The organism is Geomonas terrae, assembly GCF_004791675.1.
Classification (GTDB): domain Bacteria; phylum Desulfobacterota; class Desulfuromonadia; order Geobacterales; family Geobacteraceae; genus Geomonas; species Geomonas edaphica.
This window is the reverse complement of sequence record NZ_SRSC01000003.1, coordinates 807,682-829,901: the sequence shown is the minus strand read 5'-3', so window position 1 is coordinate 829,901 and position 22,220 is coordinate 807,682. Positions and strand designations below refer to the sequence as shown.

Sequence of the window (22,220 nt, the reverse complement as noted above, 5' to 3'; positions counted from 1 at the left end):
TTTTCCCTTCGCGTCTCCGCGCCTTTGCGTCTTTGCGTTAATGCCTTTTGCTGCTGAAAATCAAAGCGGGGCCCGAAGACCCCGCACGAAAACAACGCTTTTACCGACTCCCTACCCTACTCCTTGTTGCTCTGGTAGTCGCACCCTTCCTTGGGACACTTCAGGAACTCGCCGGTGCGCTTGTACACCTTCTTCACCAGAAGCGGGAAGCCACACTTCGGACAGGGCTTTTGCACCGGCAGATCCCACAAAGCGAACTTGCACTCGGGATACCGGTTGCACGAGTAGAAAAGCTTCCCGAAACGGGACTTCTTCTCGATCAGCTCTCCCTTGCCGCAGGCGGTGCAGGTAATGCCGGTCCCCTTGGGCTTCACCAGGGGCTGGATGTTCTTGCAGTTCGGATACGCGGAGCAGGCGAGGTACTTACCGAAACGCCCTTCCTTGATGAGCATCTTGCTGCCGCACTTGTCGCAGACTTCGTCGGAGACGACCGGTTCGGCCACCTCTCCGGTCTCCTTGTCGAGACGACGGATGTAACGGCACTCGGGGTAACCGCTGCAGGCGAAGAATTTGCCGAACTTGCCGAGCTTCACGACGAGGGGCTTGCCGCACTCGGGGCAGACCTCGTCGGTCGCCTCGGTGGTCAGGTCGGACTTGCTCACCTCTCCTTCCTTCAGCTTCAGAAGGTTGATGAACGGCCCCCAGAACTCGTGCAGAAGCGGTCGCCACTGCTTCTCGCCGCGCGATACCATGTCGAGCTCTTCCTCGAGGTTCGCGGTGAAGTTGTAGTCGACGTACTGGTTGAAGTGGTTGGTCAAAAGATCCGAGACCACCATCCCGACGTCCTCGGGGAAGAAGCGCTTCTTGTCCAGGCGCGCGTACTTCCTCTCGGTGAGCGTGTTCATGATGGAGGCGTAGGTGGATGGACGCCCGATGCCGTACTCCTCCAGGGTCTTCACCAGGGTCGCCTCGGTGTAGCGCGGCGGCGGCTGGGTGAAGTGACGTTCGGGGAGCAGGTCGTTCAGCTTCAGGATGTCCCCCTCGGCCATCGGAGGGAGCATCCCTTCCTTCTCCTTGTCCTCCGCCTCGTCGTCCACACCCTCGATGTAGAGCTTCATGAAGCCGGCGAAGCGGATCACGGTGCCGGCGACGCGGAAACGGAAACCTGGCCCCGCGGTGATCTCGACGGAGGTCTGGTCGAGGAGCGCCTCGGCCATCTGGCAGGCGACGGTCCTTTTCCAGATCAGGTCGTAGAGCTTGAACTGGTCCGAGGTGAGGAACTTCTTCAGCTCGATCGGGGTCTTGGAGATGTAGGTCGGACGGACCGCCTCGTGGGCCTCCTGGGCGTTCTTCGACTTATTCTTGAAGAAGCGTGGCTTTTCCAGGGCGTACTCCTTGCCGTAGAGCGAAGTGATGACGCTCTTCGCCTCTTCGAGCGCCACGTTGGAGAGCGCCACGGAGTCGGTACGCATGTAGGTGATGAGACCCATGTGCCCGTCGCCGATGTCGATACCCTCGTAGAGCTTTTGTGCCGTGGACATGGTCTTCTTGGCGGAGAAGCCGAGCTTTCTTGCCGCCTCCTGCTGCAAGGTGGAGGTGGTGAACGGCGGCGACGGGGAGCGTTTCCGCTCGCTCTTGGTGACCTTGTCGACCCTGTATTCGGGGTCGACCGGTTTTTGCACCACGAGCGGCACACCCTTCTCGTCACTCTCCTGGAGCGGGAACTGGCGTCCACCCAGAAGCCCGAAGAGCCGGAAAGCGGCGTCGCGATCGGGGATGTCGAACTTGGAGAGCTTCTTTCCTTCCGCCTCGACCAGCGCCGCGGTGAGGCCCTGCTTCTTGGCGGTCTCGAGTTTCGCGCCGATGGTCCAGTACTCCTGCTCCTTGAAGGCCTGGATCTCCTTCTCGCGCTCGCAGATGAGCCTGAGTGCTACGGACTGGACGCGCCCGGCGGAGAGGCCGTAGCGGATCTTCTTCCAGAGAAACGGGGAGAGGGTGAAGCCGACCAGGTAGTCGAGGATGGAGCGGGCCTGCTGGGCGTCAACGAGTTCGAGGGCGATGTCGCGCGGGTTTTGCACCGCGTGCACGATGGCGTCTTTGGTGATCTCGTGGAAAACGACGCGCTTGATCTCGAAGGGGGGCTTCTTCTTGCCGTCGAGACCGAGAGCCGCCAGCAGGTGCCACGAGATGGCCTCCCCCTCGCGGTCGGGGTCTGTTGCAAGCAGGAGCGCGGAGATACCCTTCATCTCCTTCTTGATGGCGTCGATGTGCTTCTTGCTTTCGGGGAGCACGGCGTACTTCGGCTCGAAGTCGTGCTCCACGTCCACCGAGCCCTGTTTGCTCGGGAGGGCGCGCACGTGGCCGAAGGAGGCGAGCACCTTGTACTCGGGGCCGAGGAATTTTTCTATGGTCTTCGCCTTTGCGGGCGACTCGACGATGACGAGATTCTGAGACATGTAACCACCTGGTAACGGTATTGGTTCAGACCGGCGCGAAACGCTTGCCGGGAAGCTGGGTTATCACTCCCTTTACTTCCAAGCGCAGTAAGGTAGCGGAAACCTCGCCGGCTGTCAACGCGCTCTGCGCGATGAGTTCGTCGATCTCCAGCACCCCCTGGCAGATGAGGGCATAGAGTTCGGCCTCCTGCGGGGTGAGCGGGAACGACGGGGGCTTTCCTTTGGGATGGGTGAAGCGGGGCTCGATGGAGAGTTCCTCAAGGATATCCTCCACCTGCTGCACCAGCTTCGCCCCCTCTTTGATCAGGGCATTGGCGCCGCGGCTGCCGTTCGCGGTGACGTTGCCGGGTACCGCGAACACCTCGCGCCCCTGCTCGAGCGCGTAGCGCGCCGTGATGAGCGATCCGCTCGCCTCCCCCGCCTCGACCACCACGACACCGCGCGACAGGGCGCTTATGATGCGGTTGCGCCTCGGGAAGTGCTCGGCCAGGGGCTCGCTCCCCATCGGGAACTCGGTGATGACCGCCCCGCTCTCGCAAAGGGTGCGGTACAGGACGTCGTTCTCCGGGGGATAGATAACGTCTATGCCGCTGCCAAGGACGGCGACGCTTCTCCCGCCCGCCTTGAGGGCTCCCCAGTGGGCCGCGGTATCGATGCCGCGTGCCATGCCGCTAACCACCGTGATCCCCTGCCCGGCCAGTTCCCGTGCCAGAAGTGTTGCTGTGCTCTGTCCGTAATGCGAGGCGCGCCGGGAACCGACCACGGCTACCGCGGTCTCGCTGCCGTCCAGCTCCCCCATCACATAGAGGTAGGGGGGCGGGTCCGGGATCTCCATCAAAAGGCGCGGGTAGCGCCCGGAGAGGATGTCCACCACCTGCACCTTTTTCGCGGAAACCTTCTCGCACTCTGCCTGCGCAAAAGGGGCGAAGTCGTGCTCGGCGATGGATGTGGCCGCGGCGGCACTCACCCCTTTCACGGCGACAAGCTCTCGGTACGGCGCCTTGAGCGCCGCCTCGGGCGAGCCGAAGTGCGCGAGGAGCCGCAGGAAGGTGACGTTTCCCACTAGGGGGACCGATTTCAGGGCGAACCAGTAGTAGTGATCCATGGGGTCACCCCCTTTGGCGTCACCTGCTCTTTTTCATCTCCACGCGGTCGCCGCGGTACACGGTGTCCACGCTCTTCACGATCACTGCGGTGGAGCTGTTCATCCCGGTGGAAACCACCACAAGCGCGCCGACAACCTCCACCGGGAGCTTGTCGATCTTCACCTGGGTGTAGCGCTGGTCGGGCACCACGTCGCGCACGATGTAGAGCATGTTGCCGGGCTGCACCCCTTGCGCCTTGCCGAGATCGAGGAAGACCACGTCGTTCACGGCGAGGGCCTGGTTCCCGGTCTGGGTCTGCACGATGTAGCCGGTGAGGTCGCGGTCGGCGGCTCTAAGCGGCACGGTCAGCTTGCGCTCCTGGTACGGCATCAGGAAGGAGCCGGCGCTGATCTCCAGGAACGATCTGGTGACGATCGCCTTTGAGGCCTTCTCCTCGACCTCTGAGAGCTGCAGCTCGCCAAGCGGCATCACCTGCTGGCCGAGGATCACGTTGGTGATCGGGTGGCTCACCGGACCGATCTTCTTGTAGATGAGGAAGCGGTCGCCGGGGTTGCCGCCGTTTACCCGCCCGATATCGGTATAGACGATGTCGTCGGCACCGACCATCTCACGGTTCTGGTACAGGGATATGATGATGCCGGAGGGCTTCATCCCGTTCTCGATGAGAAAGCCTTCGCTGCCGTTCACTGCGAAGGTCGCCGCCTGGGGCTCCTCGCGCGGCTCCTGGGGCTTGGGCTGCTCCGCCTTGGGAGGCGCCGGGAAGGGCTCGATCTCGATGCGGTCGGAGTAGATGCGCACCTTCTGCCCCGGGTAGATGAAATGCGGGTTGCCGACGGTCTGGTTGTTCGCCCAGAGGTTCGGCCAGTAGTAGGGATCTCTCAGGAAGCGCTGCGACAGCCCCCAGAGGGTGTCGCCGGGGACGATGGTGTAGATGGTGGGTTGTTCCTGCGCCGCCGCAAAGGGTGCGGTGGTGGTGAGGCAAATGAAGAGCAGTGCCGCCAGACCAAGGTATTTTCTCATAGGCTCCTTTAGGGGCGTGAACACCCCACCCTCCTACTCGGGCACGCGCGCCGCGAGGTCTTTGCAAATTAATACAACGGCTTCATGACAACAGGCGGTACAGGACGGCCGAATCATTCATTAGTACTTTGCCGTCTTGGAAAGGGTAACACGACCGGAGCGGACCGGTAAAACCGCGATGAGAGCGGGTCGGCAAGAGTGCCGTTTCCCGGCCTGAAGTGTGAGAGCCGAGAAAAATTTAACATAATTAAAGCGTTTTGCCTCGCAATGTCAAGAATAAAGACCTTTTGGGGGGTTCATTATCGCCGCGCTCTATGCTACGTTGTCCCGGTGCAGGACCGGCGCCAGGGCCGGCAGCCTCACAGATCCACAGGCACGTACGGTCAAGGGAGTGAAGGTGACGCAAGAAGAACAGGGTAAGACGACGTTGCAGGAGAAGATGCAAGGCGGCAGGACGGCGGGCGGGAGGATGAAGCCCGAGCTCCTCGCTCCGGCGGGGAACATGGAGAAGCTGAAGGTGGCGATCCGCTACGGTGCGGACGCGGTGTACCTCGGAGGAAAGGCCTTTGGTCTCAGAAACCTCGCGGGGAACTTCACCGGGGAGGAGCTCGAGGCGGGGGTGGCCTACGCGCACGCGCACGGCGTCAAGGTGTACCTCACCGTGAACGCCTTCGCCGACAACGCCGATCTGCCGGAGCTCGAGCACTACCTAGACGAGGTCGCCCACATCCCCTTTGACGCCTTCATCGCCGCCGACCCCGGCGTCGTGGCGCTCATCGCCGAGCGCCACCCTGGACGCGACATCCATCTATCCACCCAGGCCAATACGACCAACTGGCGCTCCGCGCGCTTCTGGCAGTCCCAGGGGGTGACCCGTGTGAACCTCGCCCGCGAGATGTCCCTCGAGGAGATCGCCGAGACGGCGCGACGCTGCGACATCGAGCTCGAGGTCTTCGTCCACGGCGCCATGTGCATATCCTACTCGGGGCGTTGCCTCCTTTCGAGCGCCATGACCGGGCGCGACGCCAACAAGGGGGAATGCACCCAGCCCTGCCGCTGGAACTATTCCATCGTCGAGGAGACCCGCCCGGGCGAGTACTTCCCGATCCACGAGGACGAAAGCGGCACCTTCATCTTCAACTCTAAGGACCTCTGCCTGATCGAGCACCTACCGGCACTCGTGGAAAGCGGCGTGCACTCGCTGAAGATCGAGGGGCGCATGAAGGGGATCTACTACGCGGCGAGCGTGATACGGATCTACCGGGAGGCGCTCGACCGCTACTGGGAGGACCCGGAGGGTTACCGGTTGGAGCCGCACTGGCTCGAGGAACTCGCCAAGGTGAGCCACCGCGGCTACACCACCGGCTTTCTCTTCGGCAAGCCGCGCGACGTCGACCACGAGTACCTCTCCTGCTACGTGAGAAACTACGAGTTCGTGGCGCTCGTCGAAGAGGGCCTCGCCGAAGGGACGCAGGTGCTGGTGAGAAACCGCCTGAAGGTTGGGGACGTCCTCGAGCTGATCGGCCAGGGGGCGAGCTTCAGCCGCTTCACCCTGACCGGGATGCGGGACCTAGAGGGTACGCCGCTCAGCGTCGCGCACGCGAACCAGCGCGTGGTCCTCGAAGGGGTGACCGGCGCAGGGGAGTTCGACCTGATCCGGCGCGAGAAGATCGACTAGCCTCCCACCACCCTGTTGCGCCCTTCGTTCTTGGCCCGGTACAAAAGCTGATCGGCGCAAGACAAGAGCGCCGCCGCATCGGCGCCGTCTTCGGGGAACCCGGCGACGCCGATGCTCACCGTCACCCGCCCGAGCGGCTGGGTCTCTCCCCCCGCGAAGGGGTGCTCCGCCACCCGGCTGCGCAGATCCTCCGCGACGTTCAAGGCAAGCTCCTTGCCGGTCTCCGGAAGCAAAAGGACGAACTCCTCACCGCCGTAGCGCGCCGCCAGGTCGCACGCCCGCGTGTTCGCGGTCAGCAGACCGGCGAGCCCCTTCAGGAGGCGGTCCCCCTCGGGGTGGCCGTGGGTGTCGTTGTAATGCTTGAAGTGATCGACGTCGAAGAAGATGAGGGAGCAGCGCTTGTCGTAGCGTTTCGAGCGCGCCACCTCCTGGGCCAGCGACTCCTGGAAGTAGCGGTGGTTGTAGAGCGAGGTGAGGCCGTCGCGCACCGCCATCTCCTTCAGGGCCCGGTTCGCCTCCTGGAGTTCCTCGTTGGCGTGGGTCAACTGTTCCAGGAGCTCCCGGTTCTGCGCCACGAGGCGCGCCTTCTCCGCCGCGCGCCCCGCCACCGCGGAGATGAGGTCCAGGCTCTCGAACGGCTTCACCAGGTAGTCGTAGGCACCGGCGCGCAGCGCGGTGATGGCGGAATCCAGCGAGGCGTGGCTCGTCATGATCACCACCTGGGTGTCCGGGTTGTGCTCCTTGATCCTGGTTAAAAGCTCGATGCCGCTCATCCCCCCCATCCGGATGTCGGTGATCACCAACTGGTGCGAGCCGGACCGAAACACCTCCAGCGCCTCCTCGCCGCTCGCCGCCTCGGATACCTTGAAGCCGTCGGCGGTCAGCACCTGGGACACCACGCTCCTCAGAGTCTCCTCGTCGTCAACAACCAGCAGATGCATGTCCGTCCTCCTCTGACCTCGCGGGAAGGGTGATGATGAAGGTCGTGCCCACCCCCTCCTCGCTTTCCAGGCGGATATCGCCGCCGTGATCCTTCACGATGCCGTAACTCACCGAGAGCCCGAGACCGGTCCCCTGCCCGGCGGGCTTCGTGGTAAAGAAGGGATCGAAGATCTTTTCCCTGATCTTAGGCGGGATGCCAGGGCCGTCGTCGGCCACCCGGACCTCTACCCCGCCCGCGTCCAGGCGTTTCGCACTCAGGCGCACGGTGCCGGCCGCCCCCCCCATGGCCTGCTGCGCGTTGATCATCAGGTTCATGAGCACCTGCTGCAGTTGGTTCGCATTCCCGCGGCAAAGGGGGAGCCCCTCCTCCACCTCCTTTTCCACCTTCACGCTGTTGATCCCCAACTGGTGGTCCACGATGGCGAGGGCGTCGCTTAATACGAGGGCGATGTCCACGGCGGAGAACTCGACCTGCTCCTGGCGCGCGAACTTAAGTAGGTTCTCGATGATGGTCTTGCAGCGCTTGGTCTCCTTCTCGATGATGTGCAGGTTCTTCTCCAGCGGGTGCCCGCTTTCCACGCCGCGCAGCGAGAGCTGCGTGATGCCGAGGATGCCGGCGAGCGGGTTTTTCACCTCGTGGGCGATCCCGGCGCCAAGCGCACCGAAGGCCGCCATCTTCTCCGACTGCACGAGCTGCCCGTAAAGCTCCTTTAGCGCCTGCTCGCGTTGTTTGAGCTCGGTCGCCATCCGGTTGAAGGAGTCGCCAAGCGCGCCGATCTCGTCGCCGGAGGAGGCCGGCACCTCCACCTCGAAGCGCCCCTGCCCCACCATGCGCGTCGCCTCGGAAAGCTTTTCGATGGGACGGGTGAGATGGTGCGACCAGAACTGGCTCAAAACCGCGGCCCCCACGAGCAGGACCAGGGAGAGGACGAGGAGGTCCAGTAACAGCGCGCGCGAGGTGAGAAAGGCGGCGCTCTTCTTGATCTGCACCCCTACCGTGAGCCCCCCGGTCATGGTGCGGGAGAAACCTCCCACGATGGCGGCGCCCCGGCTTTCATACTCGCGGGTAAGCCCGGAGACGCGGCTCGCCTTTTTCACCCAGGGCCACCACTCCCCTTCCGGAACGCTCCCGACGCGCCCTGTCTCCGCGTGGGCGAGGAAGCGGCCGGAGGCGTCGACGACGAAGGTGTCGAAGACCCTGGAGCGGGTGGCGATGCGCTGCAGCCGATCGAGCCGGATCACCGCGGAGGTGAGCACAGGCTCGTCCCCATCTGCCGCAGGTTCGGCGATGGTCACCTTCATGGCTTGAAAGGCAGGAGAGACCGCGGCGAACTCAACGACCGGCTCCCCTCCGGTCACCGGGTCGATCCCGGAGTCGCGGGGGGAAGCGGCGTTAACACCTCCCCCTCCCTTGACGGGCCTGCGCGCCGTAGCGCTTCGGTCCGCGGGAGAGGGCGCCAAGGCGCGCAGCAAATCCTCCCGGGTCACTCCGGCAGCATCGAGGGCCGCCTGGTCGTAGACGTCCTCGTCGCCGTCGGGGGCGCTGCGGGTTACCATGACGAACTCGCCGAACTCCTCGAAGAGACCCTTGAGCGCCTGCTCGCGCCCCCCCATCTCACGGTCCGCCATGAGGCGCGAGAAGAGCTTCAGCTTCTCGGTGTACCCGGTCACCAGGGTCCCCGCCTCCTCGGCGCTGTGCAGCGCCATGGTAGAGGTCAGGTCGTGGATATAGGCGGTCTTGTCCTTTTGGAACAGTGTCGCCATGGTGAAGGTGATCAGGCTCAGCACCACGGAGACGACGAGGAGCTGCGAGAGCAGGATCTTGAATCTGAGCGGGAACTTCAGTCTGGTATTCATTTCACCTCCTCCCCTGCCTGTTTGCCGTACACGACCCGAGAGGCGTAGCTCGCGTTGCCGGTCTCATCCACCGCCTCGACCCGAATCAGGTTCACCCCGGCTTTCAGCATGAGTTCGTGGCTGAAGGCGCCGGTCGGTGCGGTGCCTGCATCCGCACCATTCACGTAGACGCGCGAGCCGGGGCGGGAAGTTCCGGTAAGGCGGAAGGCCCCGACCGTGGCGCTTTGCGGCGGGAAGTCGACGGCAAGCGGCGGCGCTTCGGTCTCCTGCAGGAGGCGGCAGTTCCCGGGCCTGCTGAAACGACCCTCGCGCCCCTCCTCGATACGGCTCACCCTCCAGTAGTAGTTCCCCGCGTCCAGGGTGCCTGCGGTCACCTCGGGTGCGGTCACCTTGAGGTCCATGACGGGCTTCTTGAAGCTGGGCTCCTTGGAGAGCTGGAAGTGGTACAGGGCGCTCGCCCCGGTCCAGTTGAAGCGGACCCTCGGGGGAAGCATCCGGAACCGGTATATGAGCTGGTCGTTTTTGAGCGCGGGGGGCGAAGGGAGCGGCGACGCCGGACCGGCCGCGACGCCGCGTCGCAGCGTAATGCCGTAGTTCGCCGGAACACGCACCGGGCCGTCCTCTCCCTCCACGTGCAGCTGTCCCGAGTAGACGACTAGGCTCGTGGCGTCGTCGCCCAAGGGGGTAAAACGGAAACGGGACGAACCGGGCCGCACCCGCGCCAGGTGCCCCACGGCCGCCACCTCCATGCGCACCTTCTTCGAGGCGGATAGGCACCCCTGCAGCTCTCCTTCCACGTGCACCCGATAAGCCCGCGCGGCGCCGCCCACCCCCTCGTTCAGGCGGGTGACGACGAGCATGGAGTTGCTTCCTAAAGTGAGGTAGTCGCCGGGGGTGAAGGAGATGGTGGCCCCGGATCGGTCGAAGGTCTGCACCGCGTCGTGGTTGAAAAGGAGCATCCCTTCCCGGGCGTCCCCCCACGCCACGGAATCGCCGGGCCGGCAGCGCACGTCCCGCACCAGGGTGGTTAGGGCCGCCTCGGCGCTCTTCGCCCCACCCTGCCGGGACGCGGGTCGCCCCGAGTCCCCGACCAGCTCGCGCAGGGGGGTGCCGGAGGGGAAGACGGCGTAGAGAAGGAGCATGAAGAGCCAGAAGAGCGCGAGCACGAGGAGAAGCGCCGCGCCGGTCTCGGCGGCCAGCGTTGCCCATTTGCGAAGACGGGAACCGGTGCTCACTTTTTCACCTCCTCGCGCAGCGTCTCCTTCGCGGAGCGCAGGCGCAGGTTCAAAAGCTTCGAGCACCCCGACCCGTTCCTGAGCACGACCCCCATGACGCGGTCGCCGCTTCGTACCGGCAGGTCGAGGGTGAAGCCGCCCGATTGATCCACCGGGACCGCGGCGCCGTCCACCTCGAGCCGCTCACCGGTGCCGACGGCACCCAAGAGGCGGCACCCGACCGCACCGTCCGGGCTGACGCTCACGCCGGAGGCGGAGCTCCCGAAAGGAATGACAACGGGACCCGCAGGGTATTCGAGAGTCAGGGCCGGAAGCGGCAGCGCGGTGGCGAGGTAGCGCCCCTGGGCGTCCCCCATCTCGATCTGCAGGCGCTCGGTGGCACCCGGGAGCGAGGTCTCGAAGCGCCCGAAGCCGTCCACGGGGAGGTCGCGCCCGTTGATCACCGCGAAGGGACGGGTGCGGTAGCGGTCGTCCGGTGCCACTTCCTTCACCTGCCGGAAATCCCCCTTCAGCTCGACGCGGCGGTTCAGCCTGCGGCCGGGGGTGGTCGTGTTGTCGGCCACCGGGCGCGACTTGCCGTACCAGCGCCTTAAAAGTCGCTGCGGATCGATCCCTTCCACCCGGACCAGGTAATCCGCCGCCGAGTCGCACCGCTTGCGCGAGAGTTCGACGTTATAGGGGACGCTGCCGATGCCGTCGGTGTGTCCCTCCACGATGACCTTCTCGCGCGGGCGCTCCCGCAGCACGCGCGCCGCACCGCTTAAGAGCCTTTTCGCCTCGGGGGTGAGCGCCCATTTGTCGAAGACGAAGGCGCCGCCGGCCAGGGTGAGGAGCACGGCCTCGTTTCGGTTCACCCCGAAGAGCTCGCGGCCAGTCCTGAACACGGAGCCGTCCCGGTAGGTGACCTGGAGCTGTCCCTGGTAGATCTCCCCTTCGACCACCTCCTTGCGATCGGTCTCCCCGTCCCACGCAACGCGCGGCGGCGGAGCGCCGACCCCGGTGAAGGCGCGCAGCACCTCCCCTTCCCGGTTCATCATGACGAGGTGCCACGAGGCGACCTCATCCGCCGCTTCCACGCTCATCAACAGCCCGAGCGGCACGGCGAACTTGCCACCTTTTAGTTCCAGCGAGGCGAGGCGCTCGCGGGTGAGAGTGACTGCGGTGGAGGGAAGGCGCGCCGGCGAGCCGTTCACGAGCAGGGTGAAGAGTTCCGCACTCCCGGAAACGGCAAGAGGCTCGTCGATCCGCTCCAGGGTGACCAGCATGGCGGGAACGATTTTCGGCTCGGGCACCGGCGCCGGTTGCACCGCGACCGGTTCGGGTGCCGGGGGCGGGGGCGGAAGCTGCGTAACGCGGGCCTCGGCACTCTCGAACATATCCTCGTCGAACTTCACCTTGATCCCTACGAATGGGCCCTGCCCCTGGTAGCTCTCTCCGGTCAGGTCGCGGTCGTCCAGGCGCGCGTAGTTGTACCCCGCGGAGAGGACCACGTTACGGTAGACCCGGTAACCGGCGCTCCCGACCGCGCCCAGGGAATGCATCCCGGCGTCGTACTGGTTCAAAAGCTTCAGGTAGGCGGAGAGTTCCCATCGCTCGGCGAGGTCGTAGGAGAGACCGGCAAGGATGAGGTCGGTGTAGGTGTCGAGCCGCCCTCCGGTCCCCTCGGACCAGCTCAGTTTCCCGGCGTATTTCCCCTGGGCGGTCCACCGGCTCACCAGGCGATAGGTGGGCTCGGCGGAGAGAACGAGGCTCCGGTTGTCCGGGGCGCCGCTCAGGGTGCCGCGTTTCTCGACCTTGTAGCGCAGGAGGGTGAGGAGCTGCCACGGGTTGCCACCGGGGGGACGGAAGGCGCCACCTATATAGCTGTCGACGACGAGGTCGTTCCCCGTGTCGGCGTCGCGGTCCCAGAGGGAGGCCTTGCCGACCAGGGTGAGCGCGGGGCTCACCTTGAAGGCGGCATAGGCGCCGTACAGGGAAGCGGTCTCCTCGGGGCCGGTCCGGATCTCGTAGCGGCCGGTCAGCTTCACGTCCTTTGCGCGCAGGTATTCGCCCGCCACTGTGAAGGCGGTGCGGGTGCCGTTATTCCCCTGCACCGTCTGCACCCTTTCGAAGGTGGAGTTGACAAAGAGCCCCTGCGCCAGGCGGTAGCGGCTGTTCAGGCCGAGGATCGCCTGGCCGCGCTCCCCGGAGAGGGAGTTCTCGACCTGGTAGCCGGTGCGCGAGGCGAGGCTGAGGCCTTCCTTCTCCATGAGCTTTGTGTGCAGGTCGACGTTTTCCTGCTCGGTGCTCCCGGCGACCCCGCTGGAGAGGCGGTAGCCAGTGGTGAGGCGCATCCGGTCGTTGAGCGTGCTGTCGAGCCCGAAGACGGTGGCGTTACGCACCAGGGGGGAGCCCTCCTGGTACTCCTCGGTGAGAAAGGCGCGGGTCCGTTCGTCCAGCCGGTAGTCGAGTTTCAGGAAGGTCTTCGTCTGGTACTCGGCGATGCTCGAGGAGGAGAGGAGCTGTTCGCGCCTGAGTGTCGCATCGAGCTTCGGGCTCAAGGGGGCCTTGATCCCGGCCCAGACGAGGTCGGAGGAGCCTTCCTTGCCGTCGATGTCCTCGCGGATGAGCTTCACCCCCGCGTCCGCGTCCAGAAGGGAGAACCTGCGCGAGGCGCCAATCTCGTTGCCGAAGAGCCTGCGGTCGCGCAGCTCATCGCGCTGCACGAAGCTCTCCGCGTAAAGGCGCGTGTTCACCGCGGCGCGGTAGTCCAGGCGACCGCCGAACTTCTCGGTCCCGGTCTCGTTACCGCTCATGGATGGGTTTAAGAAATCGGCTTCAACCTTGCGGTAATAAAAGGCAAGCGCAAGCGGCTCTACGGGTCGCAGGGTGAGGTCGGCCTTCCAGGCGCTCCCCCTTCCCTTCTCGAGGCTCTCGCTCACCGCCCCCTCCCCTTTCAGGGAAAGCCACTCACCCAGGCGCCACCCGGCGTCGAGTCCGAAGAGGGTGGTGTCCTTCAGGGCGTGCTCCTCGACCACCGCGGTGCCCCCTAGGTAAGAGCCATTCCCCGAATCAAGAAGGGCACGGCCGCCGTAGACGTAGCGCTTCTCGCCTCCCCCCGAGGCCTGGTAGGTGACCACGATGGAGACCGGGTTCAGGTTCTGGTCCAGCGAGGGGACCGGCTCCTTGAAGAGGATGGTGCCGGCCAAGTAGTCTATCGAGTAGTCGGCGTATCGGACCTTTTCGGTGATGGAGAGGACCCGTTCGGAGTGGTAGCGGTCGCGGACCTCGATGCGCACCCGCTCGCTGTTTTCGAAGACCGGCCTTTTGGAGAGGAGGTAGTGGCCGGAGGTGCCGTTACCGGGGATGTCGTCGCGGATGATGGTCTCCTCGGTACGGCTTTCGAACCCCTTCACGGTGAGGTGATTGCGGTTCACCTCGAACTTCGCGCCGTTCAGGGCGCGGTCGTAGCGGGAGAACTCGTTTTCCGAGAGGTCGGTGCGGTAGTCCCCGCCCATTACGTAGGAGCGTCCCGACTCGAGTTTGAGGTAGAGCTTGCCGCGCGACTGCGCGTCGTAGCCGATGTCGGTGGCGTCGCCGTAGACCGGGTAGTACTTCTCCGGGTCGATGCTCTGGAAGACGCCGTCGCGCCGCTCCTTGTGCGAGTCGTAGGCGGCGGTGAGGAGGTATTTGTCGAGGAGCTTGCCGCGGGTAAAGAAGGCGAGGCGCTCCTCGTGGAAGATGCCCGAGTCGAAGCGGTCGTCCTTGCCGATGTTGTCGAGGTTGCCGCTGGTCGCCTTGGCGCCGACAGTGGCGGTCCCGAGGCCGACGAGGATCCAGTCGCGCCGGTCATTGGCGGCGAGGGGGGTGGCCATGGTCGGACCAGTCGGACCAGTCGGACCAGTCGGACCGGGCGGACCGGGCGGACCGGGCGCCTGAGCTGCACCAGCCCCACCGGCCCCACCAGCCACGCCAGCCACGCCAGCCACGCCAGCCCCAGCCCCAGCCCCAGCAGGGCCAGCAGGGCCAGCAGGGCCAGCAGGCCCAGCAGCCCCAGCAGCAGTGCCAGAAGTGCCGCTCGGCACCAGCGCAAAATCCCCCCGCGCCGGGCCGCCGAAGGGGACCGTCACGAACTGGCTCCACCCCACCCCGGCAAAGGCGGTGTTGTAAGGCACCGACTTGAGCCCGGCCCCAAGGGTGCTCCGGTCGATCTTCAGCACGTGGTCGCCGGCGGATACGCCGGTGAAACTGTAGTTACCTTCGGCGTCGCTCCAAACGAAGGAACCGTCCTCCAGGTAGATGCGCACCCGGGGCTCGCCCGGCTCGCCAGGATCGGGGACGCCGTTGCCGTTATGGTCCCTGAAGATCCTTCCCAGAATCACCGCCTTGTCCCCGAGGATTGAGGGGCGCACCTTCACTGCGGTACTCGCCGGGGGTGAGACGCTGCTGCTCCCGGCGGCGGTCACGCCGGAGGCACGGGCCCAGTTAACGCTCGTCCCCACCGGCACCTCGGCGGAGAGCACGAGCCGGTAGTTCAGGGTCTTCCCGGCTCCCGGGGCGAGCGAGCCGATGTCCCAGCTGAGCTGCTGCGAAGCACCGACCGGATCGCCGACGGAAAAACCATCGACGTGGCTCGACCCCTTCAGGTAGCGGAACCCCTTCGGGATCCGGTCGCTCACCGTCACGTGCTCCAGGGCGGCCGCGCCGACGTTTTCCACCCGCACCGCGTAGGCGACGATGTCTCCCGCCTCGGCTACGCTGCTCCCCGCCTTTTTCGCGACCAGCAGGGCGCGCGCGAGCACCGTGTTGAAGGTGCTGTTGGTGAGGGTCGGCGTGGGTTTGACGCTGCTGGTGACGCCGGCCGTATTCACGATGGTGGCATTTCCCTGGGCGTCCATACGCACCACGGCGTCGAAGGCGAGCGCTCCGCTGAAACCGGCGGGAAGCTCGGTGACGTCGTAGATGAGCGAGCGGCTGGCGGCATCGTAGCGCACCGTCCCGGAAAGGCCGGCGGGAAGAAGGGCGCTCCCCTCCTGGTAATCGAGGAGCGGATCGAGCGGGTCGATGACGCGCACGCCCGACAACGGCGCGGACCCTGCGTTGGCGAGCGTGATCCGGTAGGAAAGGAGCGTCCCGGGAAGGACGGCGCCCGCAGGGGTCACCGACTTCAGGAAGGAGAGCCCCCCCGGAAAGGGGACCTGCAGCTGGTCGTTCGTACTGCTCGAGCGTGCGGAAACCGCGACCGAGGATGCGGTAACGAGGATGGCGGCGACCTTCCCTTCGCTCCCGGCAGGCGGCGTCACCCTGAGCACCAGGTCCACCGAGCCGCCGGCGGGAACCGGGCCGAGCACCTGGACCCCTTCGGCATTGGCGGAAACGGGGGTCACCCCGTCGGGGAGGTAGAAGCGCAGCTTAGGGAGGGAAACCGTCTCCCCCCAGCTCCCCTGGAGCGTCGCCTTCAACTGGAAGCTGTCGGATAAATTCCCCTTGTTGGTGAGGGTGTGCAGAAAATCGACGGGGACGCCCGCCGGGGTGGTGGCGTTTCGGGGGGGTACCAGGTCCGGTGCGGCCAGGTCCTTCACCGTGATCACAGTCTGGTTGGAGCGCGCCTGCCGGGAGACCGGTGCCGCATAGCGGGTGCCGAAATCGTGGGTGATCACCGTGCCGGACGGGGTCAGCGCGAGAGAAACGCAAGGCAGGGCGAGCATAAGCGTCAAGCCCGCAAGGCACGCCCGGATTGCCCCCCCTCCCATGTACCGCCACGTCGGGATCTTCATCGGTATCCCCGATCAATGCATTATTTAATTCATCTATTGGACCTGCGCCTTGAAAAAGATGTACACCGTCCTGCCGGGGGCGATGCTTCCTCCCGCCGCATCCCCCGCCCTCTGGCCGAGCTGGGCCACGATGCCGCCTTCCTGTATCCGGGCCACGCCGCACTCGGCGGCGGCGCATGGGGTTCCCTCCCCCGCTGGGGAGAGCGAAACGAAGAGGGTGTCGGCAGCGACGGAAAGCCCCGCCGGGATCGGGCTTTCCAGGTTCACTTTCGTTGCGGGGGCGGAGCCGCTGTTGGTGATCCCCATCCGGTACTGGATCTCGTCGCCGGGAATCGCCTCGGCGCTCGCCTCGAAGACGCCCCCCCTGGTGATGTTGCGCACCGCTTCGGCAAGACCTACGACCGGGGCGGCCGCACGGGTCCCCACCTGGTCGCTGCCGCTTGCCCCCTCGCCCGTTGCGGCAAGGAGGTGGTCGCAGCGCGCCCCGTCACTGCCGGACTCGGGGACGGTGACCGCCAGAAAGAAACGGAAGGACGCACCGGGCGCCAGGGTCCCGGTGGTCGCACAGATGCGCGTTTCACCGGGCTGGCGCACCCCGTCCCCGACGACGCTCCCTCCCGCTCCGTCGTCGGCGAAGAGCTCCCCTTTCCACCCGCTCCCGCCGCTCACGGCAAGGACGAAGCTGTTCACCGTATTGCCGACGTTAGTGACGGTGTACGGGTAGTTCACCACGGTGCCGGGACCACCCACGCCATCCGGCGGGGCGGAAACGGTCACCGCAGCGGTCTGGCCGCAGGCGACGGTCTCGGTCTTCACCTGGTCCACGGCGAACGCGTCGCCGGTGGATACCGCGGTGAGTGGGACGCGGTAACTGGCACCCAGGGTGAAGAGTGCGGGGGTCACCTGGACCACGAGCAGGGTTGAGCCTCCGGGAGGGAGTTCCGGCGTCAGGTAGCCGGCGCCGGAGATGGCCGCGGCGCGGTCAACGCCGCCGGGGTCGGTGTAGCTGACCTTGAAGGCGCTGCCGCTGCCGGGCCCGGTAACGAGAAAGCGGTCCGGCTGGTCCCCCGCGTTCACGAGCAGCACGGTAAAACGCGCCGGGATTCCAGAGTAGGCGGCCTGCGACCTCGACTGCAGGCTAGCACTCCCCTCGTAGATGCCTCCCCCCAGGTACGACGCATCGGACTCGCTGGCGAGCCGGACCATGAGGTCGGGCTGGTACGCCGCGACGGCCACGTTTCCCATGAAGAGCAGAATAACGGGAACGTAACGAAGCCACGAAAGCAGTCGTATCAGAGGGTTACGGACGCTGTAATATTTATTAATTTCAATTAATTTCATAACCATGAAAAAATAACAGAGGATCGGCGTGAGGCAACCGGGGAAAGAAAAATTGTCTTTTGTGCGTCCGGATGGTATGAACGAAGGCCGGACGCGAAGGCGTCCGAGGGGGGAAAAGATGGAAACCGCAAGCCGTTACTACCAGTTGGCCAACCGCGACATCGTCTACATGAAGTACATCCTGGAGGCGCACGAAGGGCTCACCACCATGAGCACCGTCGACGGCAAGCGCGGCATCGTCCGTGTCAACTACCCGGTGTGTTTCGCCGAAACGGTGGACGAGATGATGCGGGCCTTGGCCGGGGAGATCACGGTGACCGAGGTGACCGAGGAGGGGGAGCCATGCTCGAAGGGATAGACTGCGCGGCGCTTCTCAAACGTGCCCTCGCCGCCGGTGGCGAGTTCGCCGACATCTACTACGAGGACGGCGCCTACACAAATATCGCCTGCGAGGACGGCAAGGTGGAGCGCGTGCTGGCCGCGGCGGATCGCGGCGTCGGCATCAGGGTCATCTCCGGCTTCTCCACCGCCTACGCCTACACGAACCAGCTCGACTACCGCTCGCTCCTGCAGCTGGCCGAGACGGTGAGCCACGGTGTCCGTTCCGGGCTCCCCGCCCCCGATTTCAACCTCTGTGCGCCGCGTCGCGCGCCGGGACAGGTAGTTTTGCTGCCGCCGGAGCAGGTTGAGCTCGCACGCAAGGTCGAGCTGGTGAACCGGGCCGACGTCGCCGCGCGGGGCTTCGATGCGCGCGTCCGCCAGGTGCTGGCGGTGTACCGCGACTCCCGGGTGAAGACCCAGTCGGTGAACTCCCTCGGTGAGTTCCACGAGGACGACGCCTGCGCCTCCGTCTTCATGGTGCAGGTGGTGGCCCAGGACGGTAAAGAGACCCAGACCGGATACGAGCCGGTAGGCGGTGGCCGCGGCTTCGAGCTCTTCGACGCCGTGTCGCCGGAGGAGCTCGCGCTCACGGCGGCAGGGCGCAGCGTGATGATGCTCGGCGCACAGAAGTCCCCCGCCGGACGACTGCCGGTGGTCCTTTCCAGCGAGGCGGGCGGGACCATGGTGCACGAGGCGATCGGGCACGGCCTCGAGGCGGACCTCGTGCAGGCGGGCACCTCGGTCTACCGCGGTCGCGTGGGGCAAAAGGTCGCCTCCGAGCTCATCACCGTGGTCGATGACGCCACCATCCCCTACGCGCGCGGCACCTTCGGCTTCGACGGCGAAGGGACGCCGGCGCAGCGCACCGTCCTGGTGGAAGACGGGGTGCTCAAGGGTTATCTCTACGACCGGCTCTCGGCGATGAAGGAAGGATGCGCCTCCACCGGCAACGGGCGGCGCGAGTCGTACCGCTGCCGCCCCATCGTGCGCATGACGAACACCCTCATCGCACCGGGGAAAAGCGATCCGGCCGACATAGTGAAAAGCGTATCCAAGGGTCTCTTCGTCAAACGGATGGGGGGCGGTCAGGTGAACACGGTGAACGGCGACTTCGTCTTCGAGGTGTCGGAAGGTTACCTGGTGGAAAACGGTGTGATAGGGGAACCGGTGCGCGGTGCGACGCTGGCGGGTAACGGCCCGGAGGTCCTCGGGCAGATCGCGATGGTGGGGAGCGACCTCGGTTTCGGCATCGGCACCTGCGGCAAGGACGGTCAGGGGGTACCGGTCGCCGATGCGCAACCCACCCTCCTCATCCCGGCCATCACCGTCGGCGGCGCGCGCTAGCGCCGCCGTCGCGGCCGGAGCGCAGGCTCCGACCGTTCCTACCTCGAGCTGCCCCCTCTATGCTCGAGTTCCTTTTGCAGCCTCTCCAGAACCGGCAGGACCCGGTCGCCGATCCATATCTGCGGGTTCGACGGGGTCTCCCCCCTATCCTCTTCCCACTTCCCGATGGTCTCCCGGCTTTTCTCGAAGGCCTTGGTGAAGCTGAAGGTCTCCTTCAGCGCTTGGCCTACGAAGGCCTCACCGAACCAGGTGAAGTTCTCCCCGAAGCCGCAACCAAACGACTCGTGAGTCGCGTCCGACGCGGTGATGACGAGGCTCTCCGCGTCCTTGAGCGGTTCGACGAAGCCCCCCGAGAAGCAGGCGGAAACGACAACCACCTTGTAACGGATGCCGGATTTGACGAGCAGCCGCTTCAGGAGCTCAGGGGTGACCTGCTTCAACTCGAGGGGGGAGTTGGCAACGGCAAGCTCGTGGTCACGCGAGCCGTGCGAGCTGAGGTAAAGGAAAAGGACGTCCTCGTCGCGGTTCATCACCTCGCCGACCCGCGCAAGGGCACGCGCGAGGTTCCCGACCGTGGCGAAGGGAAGCGCAGTAGCGCTCTGCGGGTTGTTCACCAGGAGCACCGATCGTCCGGCCGTGCCGAAGCGGCCGTCGAAGGTCTGCCGGGCCACGGTCAGCTCCTTCAGGAAAACGTCCTGCGACGCGTCGCCGGCAAAGCCCACGAAGTAAAGGTCAGTGACGCCGGGGCGGCCGTGCCGCAAGCGGGAAAGCTCACCCTCCAAAAGCCTCGGCTGGGCGCTCAGCACCTCATCGTCGATGGTGAGCGCGCCGCTCTCGTTGCCCCCCTCGCCGCTCGCCCAGAGGTCGCCGCGCTGGAAAAACCACAAAGGGGTCGCCACAAGGGCGAGAAACAGCAAAGCGATCCCGACGCGGCGCGAAAAGCTGCGTGCTTTAAGGCGCAGGAGAAAAACGAGCGACGCCGCAACCCACCACCCGAAGAAGCGGTAGTAATGCGGCGCGGAGAGGTAATCGGAGAGGACTTCGAAGCGCCGCCACTGCGCGAGCCACTCGAGTGCGCCGTGGCAGAGCTCAACCGGGATGCTGAAAGCAACCAGCGCCGCCGCGAGGGGGACAACCGCAGACCTGGGCGCGAGAAGCCGCTGTGCGGCGACCCCGAAGAAGAGAAAGAGCGGCAGGTAAAAGAGGAAGTACGGCAGCGAGTTCGAGTAGAAACTGCCGCTTCTCCCGACGAGCAGGAAGGAGACCAGCAAGTTGCATGCTAAGTCGGCCAAAACCAGCATGACCAGGTTGGCAGGTAGGGCGCTTAACGTCTCGAGTCCGCTGCGCAGAAAGAGCACGCCGCGCCCCCCGTCGAGGAGGTCACGGCCGAGCTGCACGAAAAGCGCACGACGCGGCGCAGGCTCAGGACGTTGCAGCGGGAGGCCGGTATCCTCCGCCCCGCAGGCAGTCGCCGCGGCATCCTCGGCCGGGGCGTCGGGACGGTCCGTTTCCGTCATAGGCGCTGCTTCGGGTGCCTTATGCATGTCAGGTTCATTGGGCATGGTCGAGCATCATATCATGAAGCCACAGCTTTGGAAGAGTGTTTAAGCTGGCTTTACTTGATTTTATTAACTTTTTTGTTTTTCAATCGCTCCAATCCTGCTACCATTGCCGTCTGCCTGTACGTATAACCGCGCCGGGCAACCCACTTCCCACAGCTTTAGCGAGGTTTCCACCATGACGATCAACAAATGGTCCAAGTCGAGCTGGCGTTCCTTTCCCGCCAAGCAGCAGCCGGTATGGCCGGGAGATGCGACCCTGGACGACACGCTGAAGACGCTGTCCCAGCTCCCGCCGCTGGTTTTCGCCGGGGAGTGCCAGACCCTCCGGGCGGGGCTCGCCGAAGCGGTCGAGGGAAAGGCGTTCGTGCTGCAGTGCGGCGACTGCGCCGAGGACTTCTCGCGCTGCACCGGGCCGGACATAAGGGAGCTTCTGAAGGTCATCCTGCAGATGGCGGTCGTTGTCGCCTACGCGGGGGAGAAGCGCGTCCTCAAGATCGGGAGGATGGCGGGACAGTACGCGAAGCCCCGCTCTTCCGACACGGAGCTCGTGAACGGTGTGGAGCTCCCAAGCTACCGCGGCGACATGGTGAACCTCCCGGACGCGACGCTGGAGGCGCGCACACCCGACCCGCGCCGCATGCTGGAAGGCTACTACCGCGCTGCGGCGACCTTGAACCTGGTCCGCTCCTTCACCCTGGGGGGCTACGCCGCCCTGGACCGCGTGCAGGCGTGGCACCGCGCCTCGCTCGATGCCCTTCCCGCCGGGCAGAAGTACGAGGACCTGGTGCGCCAGATCTGGAAGACCATCAACTTCATGACCGCGATCGGCCTCGACCCGCAGCACACCCCGCAGTTGAACCAGGTCACCCTGTACACCTCGCACGAGGCGCTCCTGCTCGATTACGAGGAGGCGCTCACCCGCATGGATTCAACCACCGGCGGCTGGTACGACTGCAGCGGGCACATGCTCTGGATCGGCGACCGGACCCGGCAGTTAGATGGGGCGCACGTCGAGTTCCTGCGCGGCGTAAAAAACCCGCTCGGCATGAAGATCGGCCCGAACTACGACATCGACAACATCAAGGCGATCGTGGAGCGGCTGAACCCGGAGAACGAGGCGGGGCGCCTCACCCTGATCACCCGTTTCGGGGCGGACAAGGTTTCCGATTACCTCCCGAAGCTTTTGCGCAAGATGCAGCGCGAGGGGTACAAGGTGGTCTGGAGCTGCGACCCGATGCACGGCAACACCTACCAGAACGAGTTCGGGCAGAAGTCTAGGAAGTTCGAGGACATTATCCGGGAGATCAAGACCTTCTGGGAGATCCACAAGTCCGAAGGGACCGTGGCTGGGGGCGTGCACTTGGAGCTCACCGGCGACCACGTCACCGAGTGTACCGGCGGCAGCCGGCAGCTCCTCGACAAGCACCTGCACCAGAACTACCAGACCAACTGCGACCCGCGCCTGAACGCGGAACAGAGTGTCGAGCTCGCCTTCGAGCTCGCCGAGATGCTGCACCCCTGCAAGTAGCGCAATACCGGGGA

13 protein-coding genes are annotated in these 22,220 nt (G+C 65.3%); 4 read left to right on the top strand and 9 right to left on the bottom strand.

Going from position 1 to position 22,220, the window contains the following annotated elements; genetic code table 11:
• Positions 1-116: 116 nt before the first annotated feature.
• Genes topA through E4633_RS15450 form a run of 3 tightly spaced genes read right to left on the bottom strand, consistent with a single transcriptional unit; the run spans position 117 to position 4,582 of the window.
• Positions 117-2,456, bottom strand: coding sequence for a type I DNA topoisomerase (gene topA, locus E4633_RS15460; RefSeq protein ID WP_135871518.1), 2,340 nt, complete (start codon positions 2,454-2,456; stop codon positions 117-119).
• Positions 2,457-2,481: 25 nt separating this feature from the next.
• The gene (gene dprA, locus E4633_RS15455; protein WP_135871516.1) at positions 2,482-3,561 is read right to left on the bottom strand and encodes a DNA-processing protein DprA; all 1,080 of its coding nucleotides are present in this window, start codon (positions 3,559-3,561) and stop codon (positions 2,482-2,484) included.
• A 19-nt stretch (positions 3,562-3,580) separates the two neighbouring features.
• On the bottom strand, positions 3,581-4,582 hold the full coding sequence (locus E4633_RS15450; protein ID WP_135871514.1) for a LysM peptidoglycan-binding domain-containing protein: 1,002 nt from the start codon (positions 4,580-4,582) through the stop codon (positions 3,581-3,583).
• A gap of 439 nt (positions 4,583-5,021) precedes the next feature.
• Between E4633_RS15450 and E4633_RS15445 the strand changes: the two genes are divergently transcribed.
• Positions 5,022-6,260 carry a peptidase U32 family protein gene (locus E4633_RS15445; protein WP_342791908.1) on the top strand — a complete coding sequence of 413 codons (1,239 nt, stop codon included), beginning with the start codon at positions 5,022-5,024 and terminating at the stop codon, positions 6,258-6,260.
• Here the strand turns inward: E4633_RS15445 and E4633_RS15440 are convergent.
• The 5 genes from E4633_RS15440 to E4633_RS15420 are packed head-to-tail and all read right to left on the bottom strand — an operon-like array spanning position 6,257 to position 17,295.
• Entirely contained in the window at positions 6,257-7,201 is a 945-nt protein-coding gene (locus E4633_RS15440; protein ID WP_135871512.1) for a GGDEF domain-containing response regulator, read from the bottom strand. The genes E4633_RS15445 and E4633_RS15440 overlap by 4 nt on opposite strands.
• On the bottom strand, positions 7,182-9,059 hold the full coding sequence (locus tag E4633_RS15435) for a sensor histidine kinase (RefSeq protein WP_135871510.1): 1,878 nt from the start codon (positions 9,057-9,059) through the stop codon (positions 7,182-7,184). The genes E4633_RS15440 and E4633_RS15435 overlap by 20 nt, the downstream gene beginning before the upstream one ends.
• On the bottom strand, positions 9,056-10,294 hold the full coding sequence (locus E4633_RS15430) for a hypothetical protein (protein WP_135871508.1): 1,239 nt from the start codon (positions 10,292-10,294) through the stop codon (positions 9,056-9,058). The genes E4633_RS15435 and E4633_RS15430 overlap by 4 nt, the downstream gene beginning before the upstream one ends.
• Entirely contained in the window at positions 10,291-16,050 is a 5,760-nt protein-coding gene (locus tag E4633_RS15425; RefSeq protein ID WP_246038168.1) for an OmpA family protein, read from the bottom strand. Before E4633_RS15425 ends, E4633_RS15430 begins: the two co-directional genes overlap by 4 nt.
• 33 nt (positions 16,051-16,083) lie before the next feature.
• Positions 16,084-17,295 (bottom strand): COG1361 family protein, encoded by a 1,212-nt coding sequence (locus E4633_RS15420; protein ID WP_246038167.1) that lies wholly within the window; start codon positions 17,293-17,295, stop codon positions 16,084-16,086.
• Positions 17,296-17,509: 214 nt separating this feature from the next.
• On the opposite strand from E4633_RS15420, the gene E4633_RS15415 reads away from it, so the two are divergent.
• Positions 17,510-17,749 (top strand): DUF4911 domain-containing protein, encoded by a 240-nt coding sequence (locus E4633_RS15415; protein WP_129126343.1) that lies wholly within the window; start codon positions 17,510-17,512, stop codon positions 17,747-17,749.
• Positions 17,734-19,116 (top strand): TldD/PmbA family protein, encoded by a 1,383-nt coding sequence (locus E4633_RS15410; protein WP_135871504.1) that lies wholly within the window; start codon positions 17,734-17,736, stop codon positions 19,114-19,116. The genes E4633_RS15415 and E4633_RS15410 overlap by 16 nt, the downstream gene beginning before the upstream one ends.
• A 38-nt stretch (positions 19,117-19,154) precedes the next feature.
• On the opposite strand, the gene E4633_RS15405 is transcribed toward E4633_RS15410, so the two are convergent.
• Positions 19,155-20,633 (bottom strand): C13 family peptidase, encoded by a 1,479-nt coding sequence (locus E4633_RS15405; RefSeq protein WP_135871502.1) that lies wholly within the window; start codon positions 20,631-20,633, stop codon positions 19,155-19,157.
• Between the two features lie 220 nt (positions 20,634-20,853).
• On the opposite strand from E4633_RS15405, the gene E4633_RS15400 reads away from it, so the two are divergent.
• On the top strand, positions 20,854-22,206 hold the full coding sequence (locus E4633_RS15400) for a class II 3-deoxy-7-phosphoheptulonate synthase (protein WP_135871500.1): 1,353 nt from the start codon (positions 20,854-20,856) through the stop codon (positions 22,204-22,206).
• The last annotated feature ends 14 nt before the right edge of the window (positions 22,207-22,220 follow it).

Coding starts and splice junctions, on each gene's coding strand:
- E4633_RS15410 (WP_135871504.1), top strand. CDS start 17,734: ATGCTCGAAGGGATAGACTGCGCGGCGCTTCTCAAACGTGCCCTCGCC.
- E4633_RS15405 (WP_135871502.1), bottom strand. CDS start 20,633: ATGACGGAAACGGACCGTCCCGACGCCCCGGCCGAGGATGCCGCGGCG.
- dprA (WP_135871516.1), bottom strand. CDS start 3,561: ATGGATCACTACTACTGGTTCGCCCTGAAATCGGTCCCCCTAGTGGGA.
- E4633_RS15415 (WP_129126343.1), top strand. CDS start 17,510: ATGGAAACCGCAAGCCGTTACTACCAGTTGGCCAACCGCGACATCGTC.
- E4633_RS15435 (WP_135871510.1), bottom strand. CDS start 9,059: ATGAATACCAGACTGAAGTTCCCGCTCAGATTCAAGATCCTGCTCTCG.
- topA (WP_135871518.1), bottom strand. CDS start 2,456: ATGTCTCAGAATCTCGTCATCGTCGAGTCGCCCGCAAAGGCGAAGACC.
- E4633_RS15425 (WP_246038168.1), bottom strand. CDS start 16,050: ATGAAGATCCCGACGTGGCGGTACATGGGAGGGGGGGCAATCCGGGCG.
- E4633_RS15450 (WP_135871514.1), bottom strand. CDS start 4,582: ATGAGAAAATACCTTGGTCTGGCGGCACTGCTCTTCATTTGCCTCACC.
- E4633_RS15445 (WP_342791908.1), top strand. CDS start 5,022: ATGCAAGGCGGCAGGACGGCGGGCGGGAGGATGAAGCCCGAGCTCCTC.
- E4633_RS15400 (WP_135871500.1), top strand. CDS start 20,854: ATGACGATCAACAAATGGTCCAAGTCGAGCTGGCGTTCCTTTCCCGCC.
- E4633_RS15440 (WP_135871512.1), bottom strand. CDS start 7,201: ATGCATCTGCTGGTTGTTGACGACGAGGAGACTCTGAGGAGCGTGGTG.
- E4633_RS15420 (WP_246038167.1), bottom strand. CDS start 17,295: ATGGGAAACGTGGCCGTCGCGGCGTACCAGCCCGACCTCATGGTCCGG.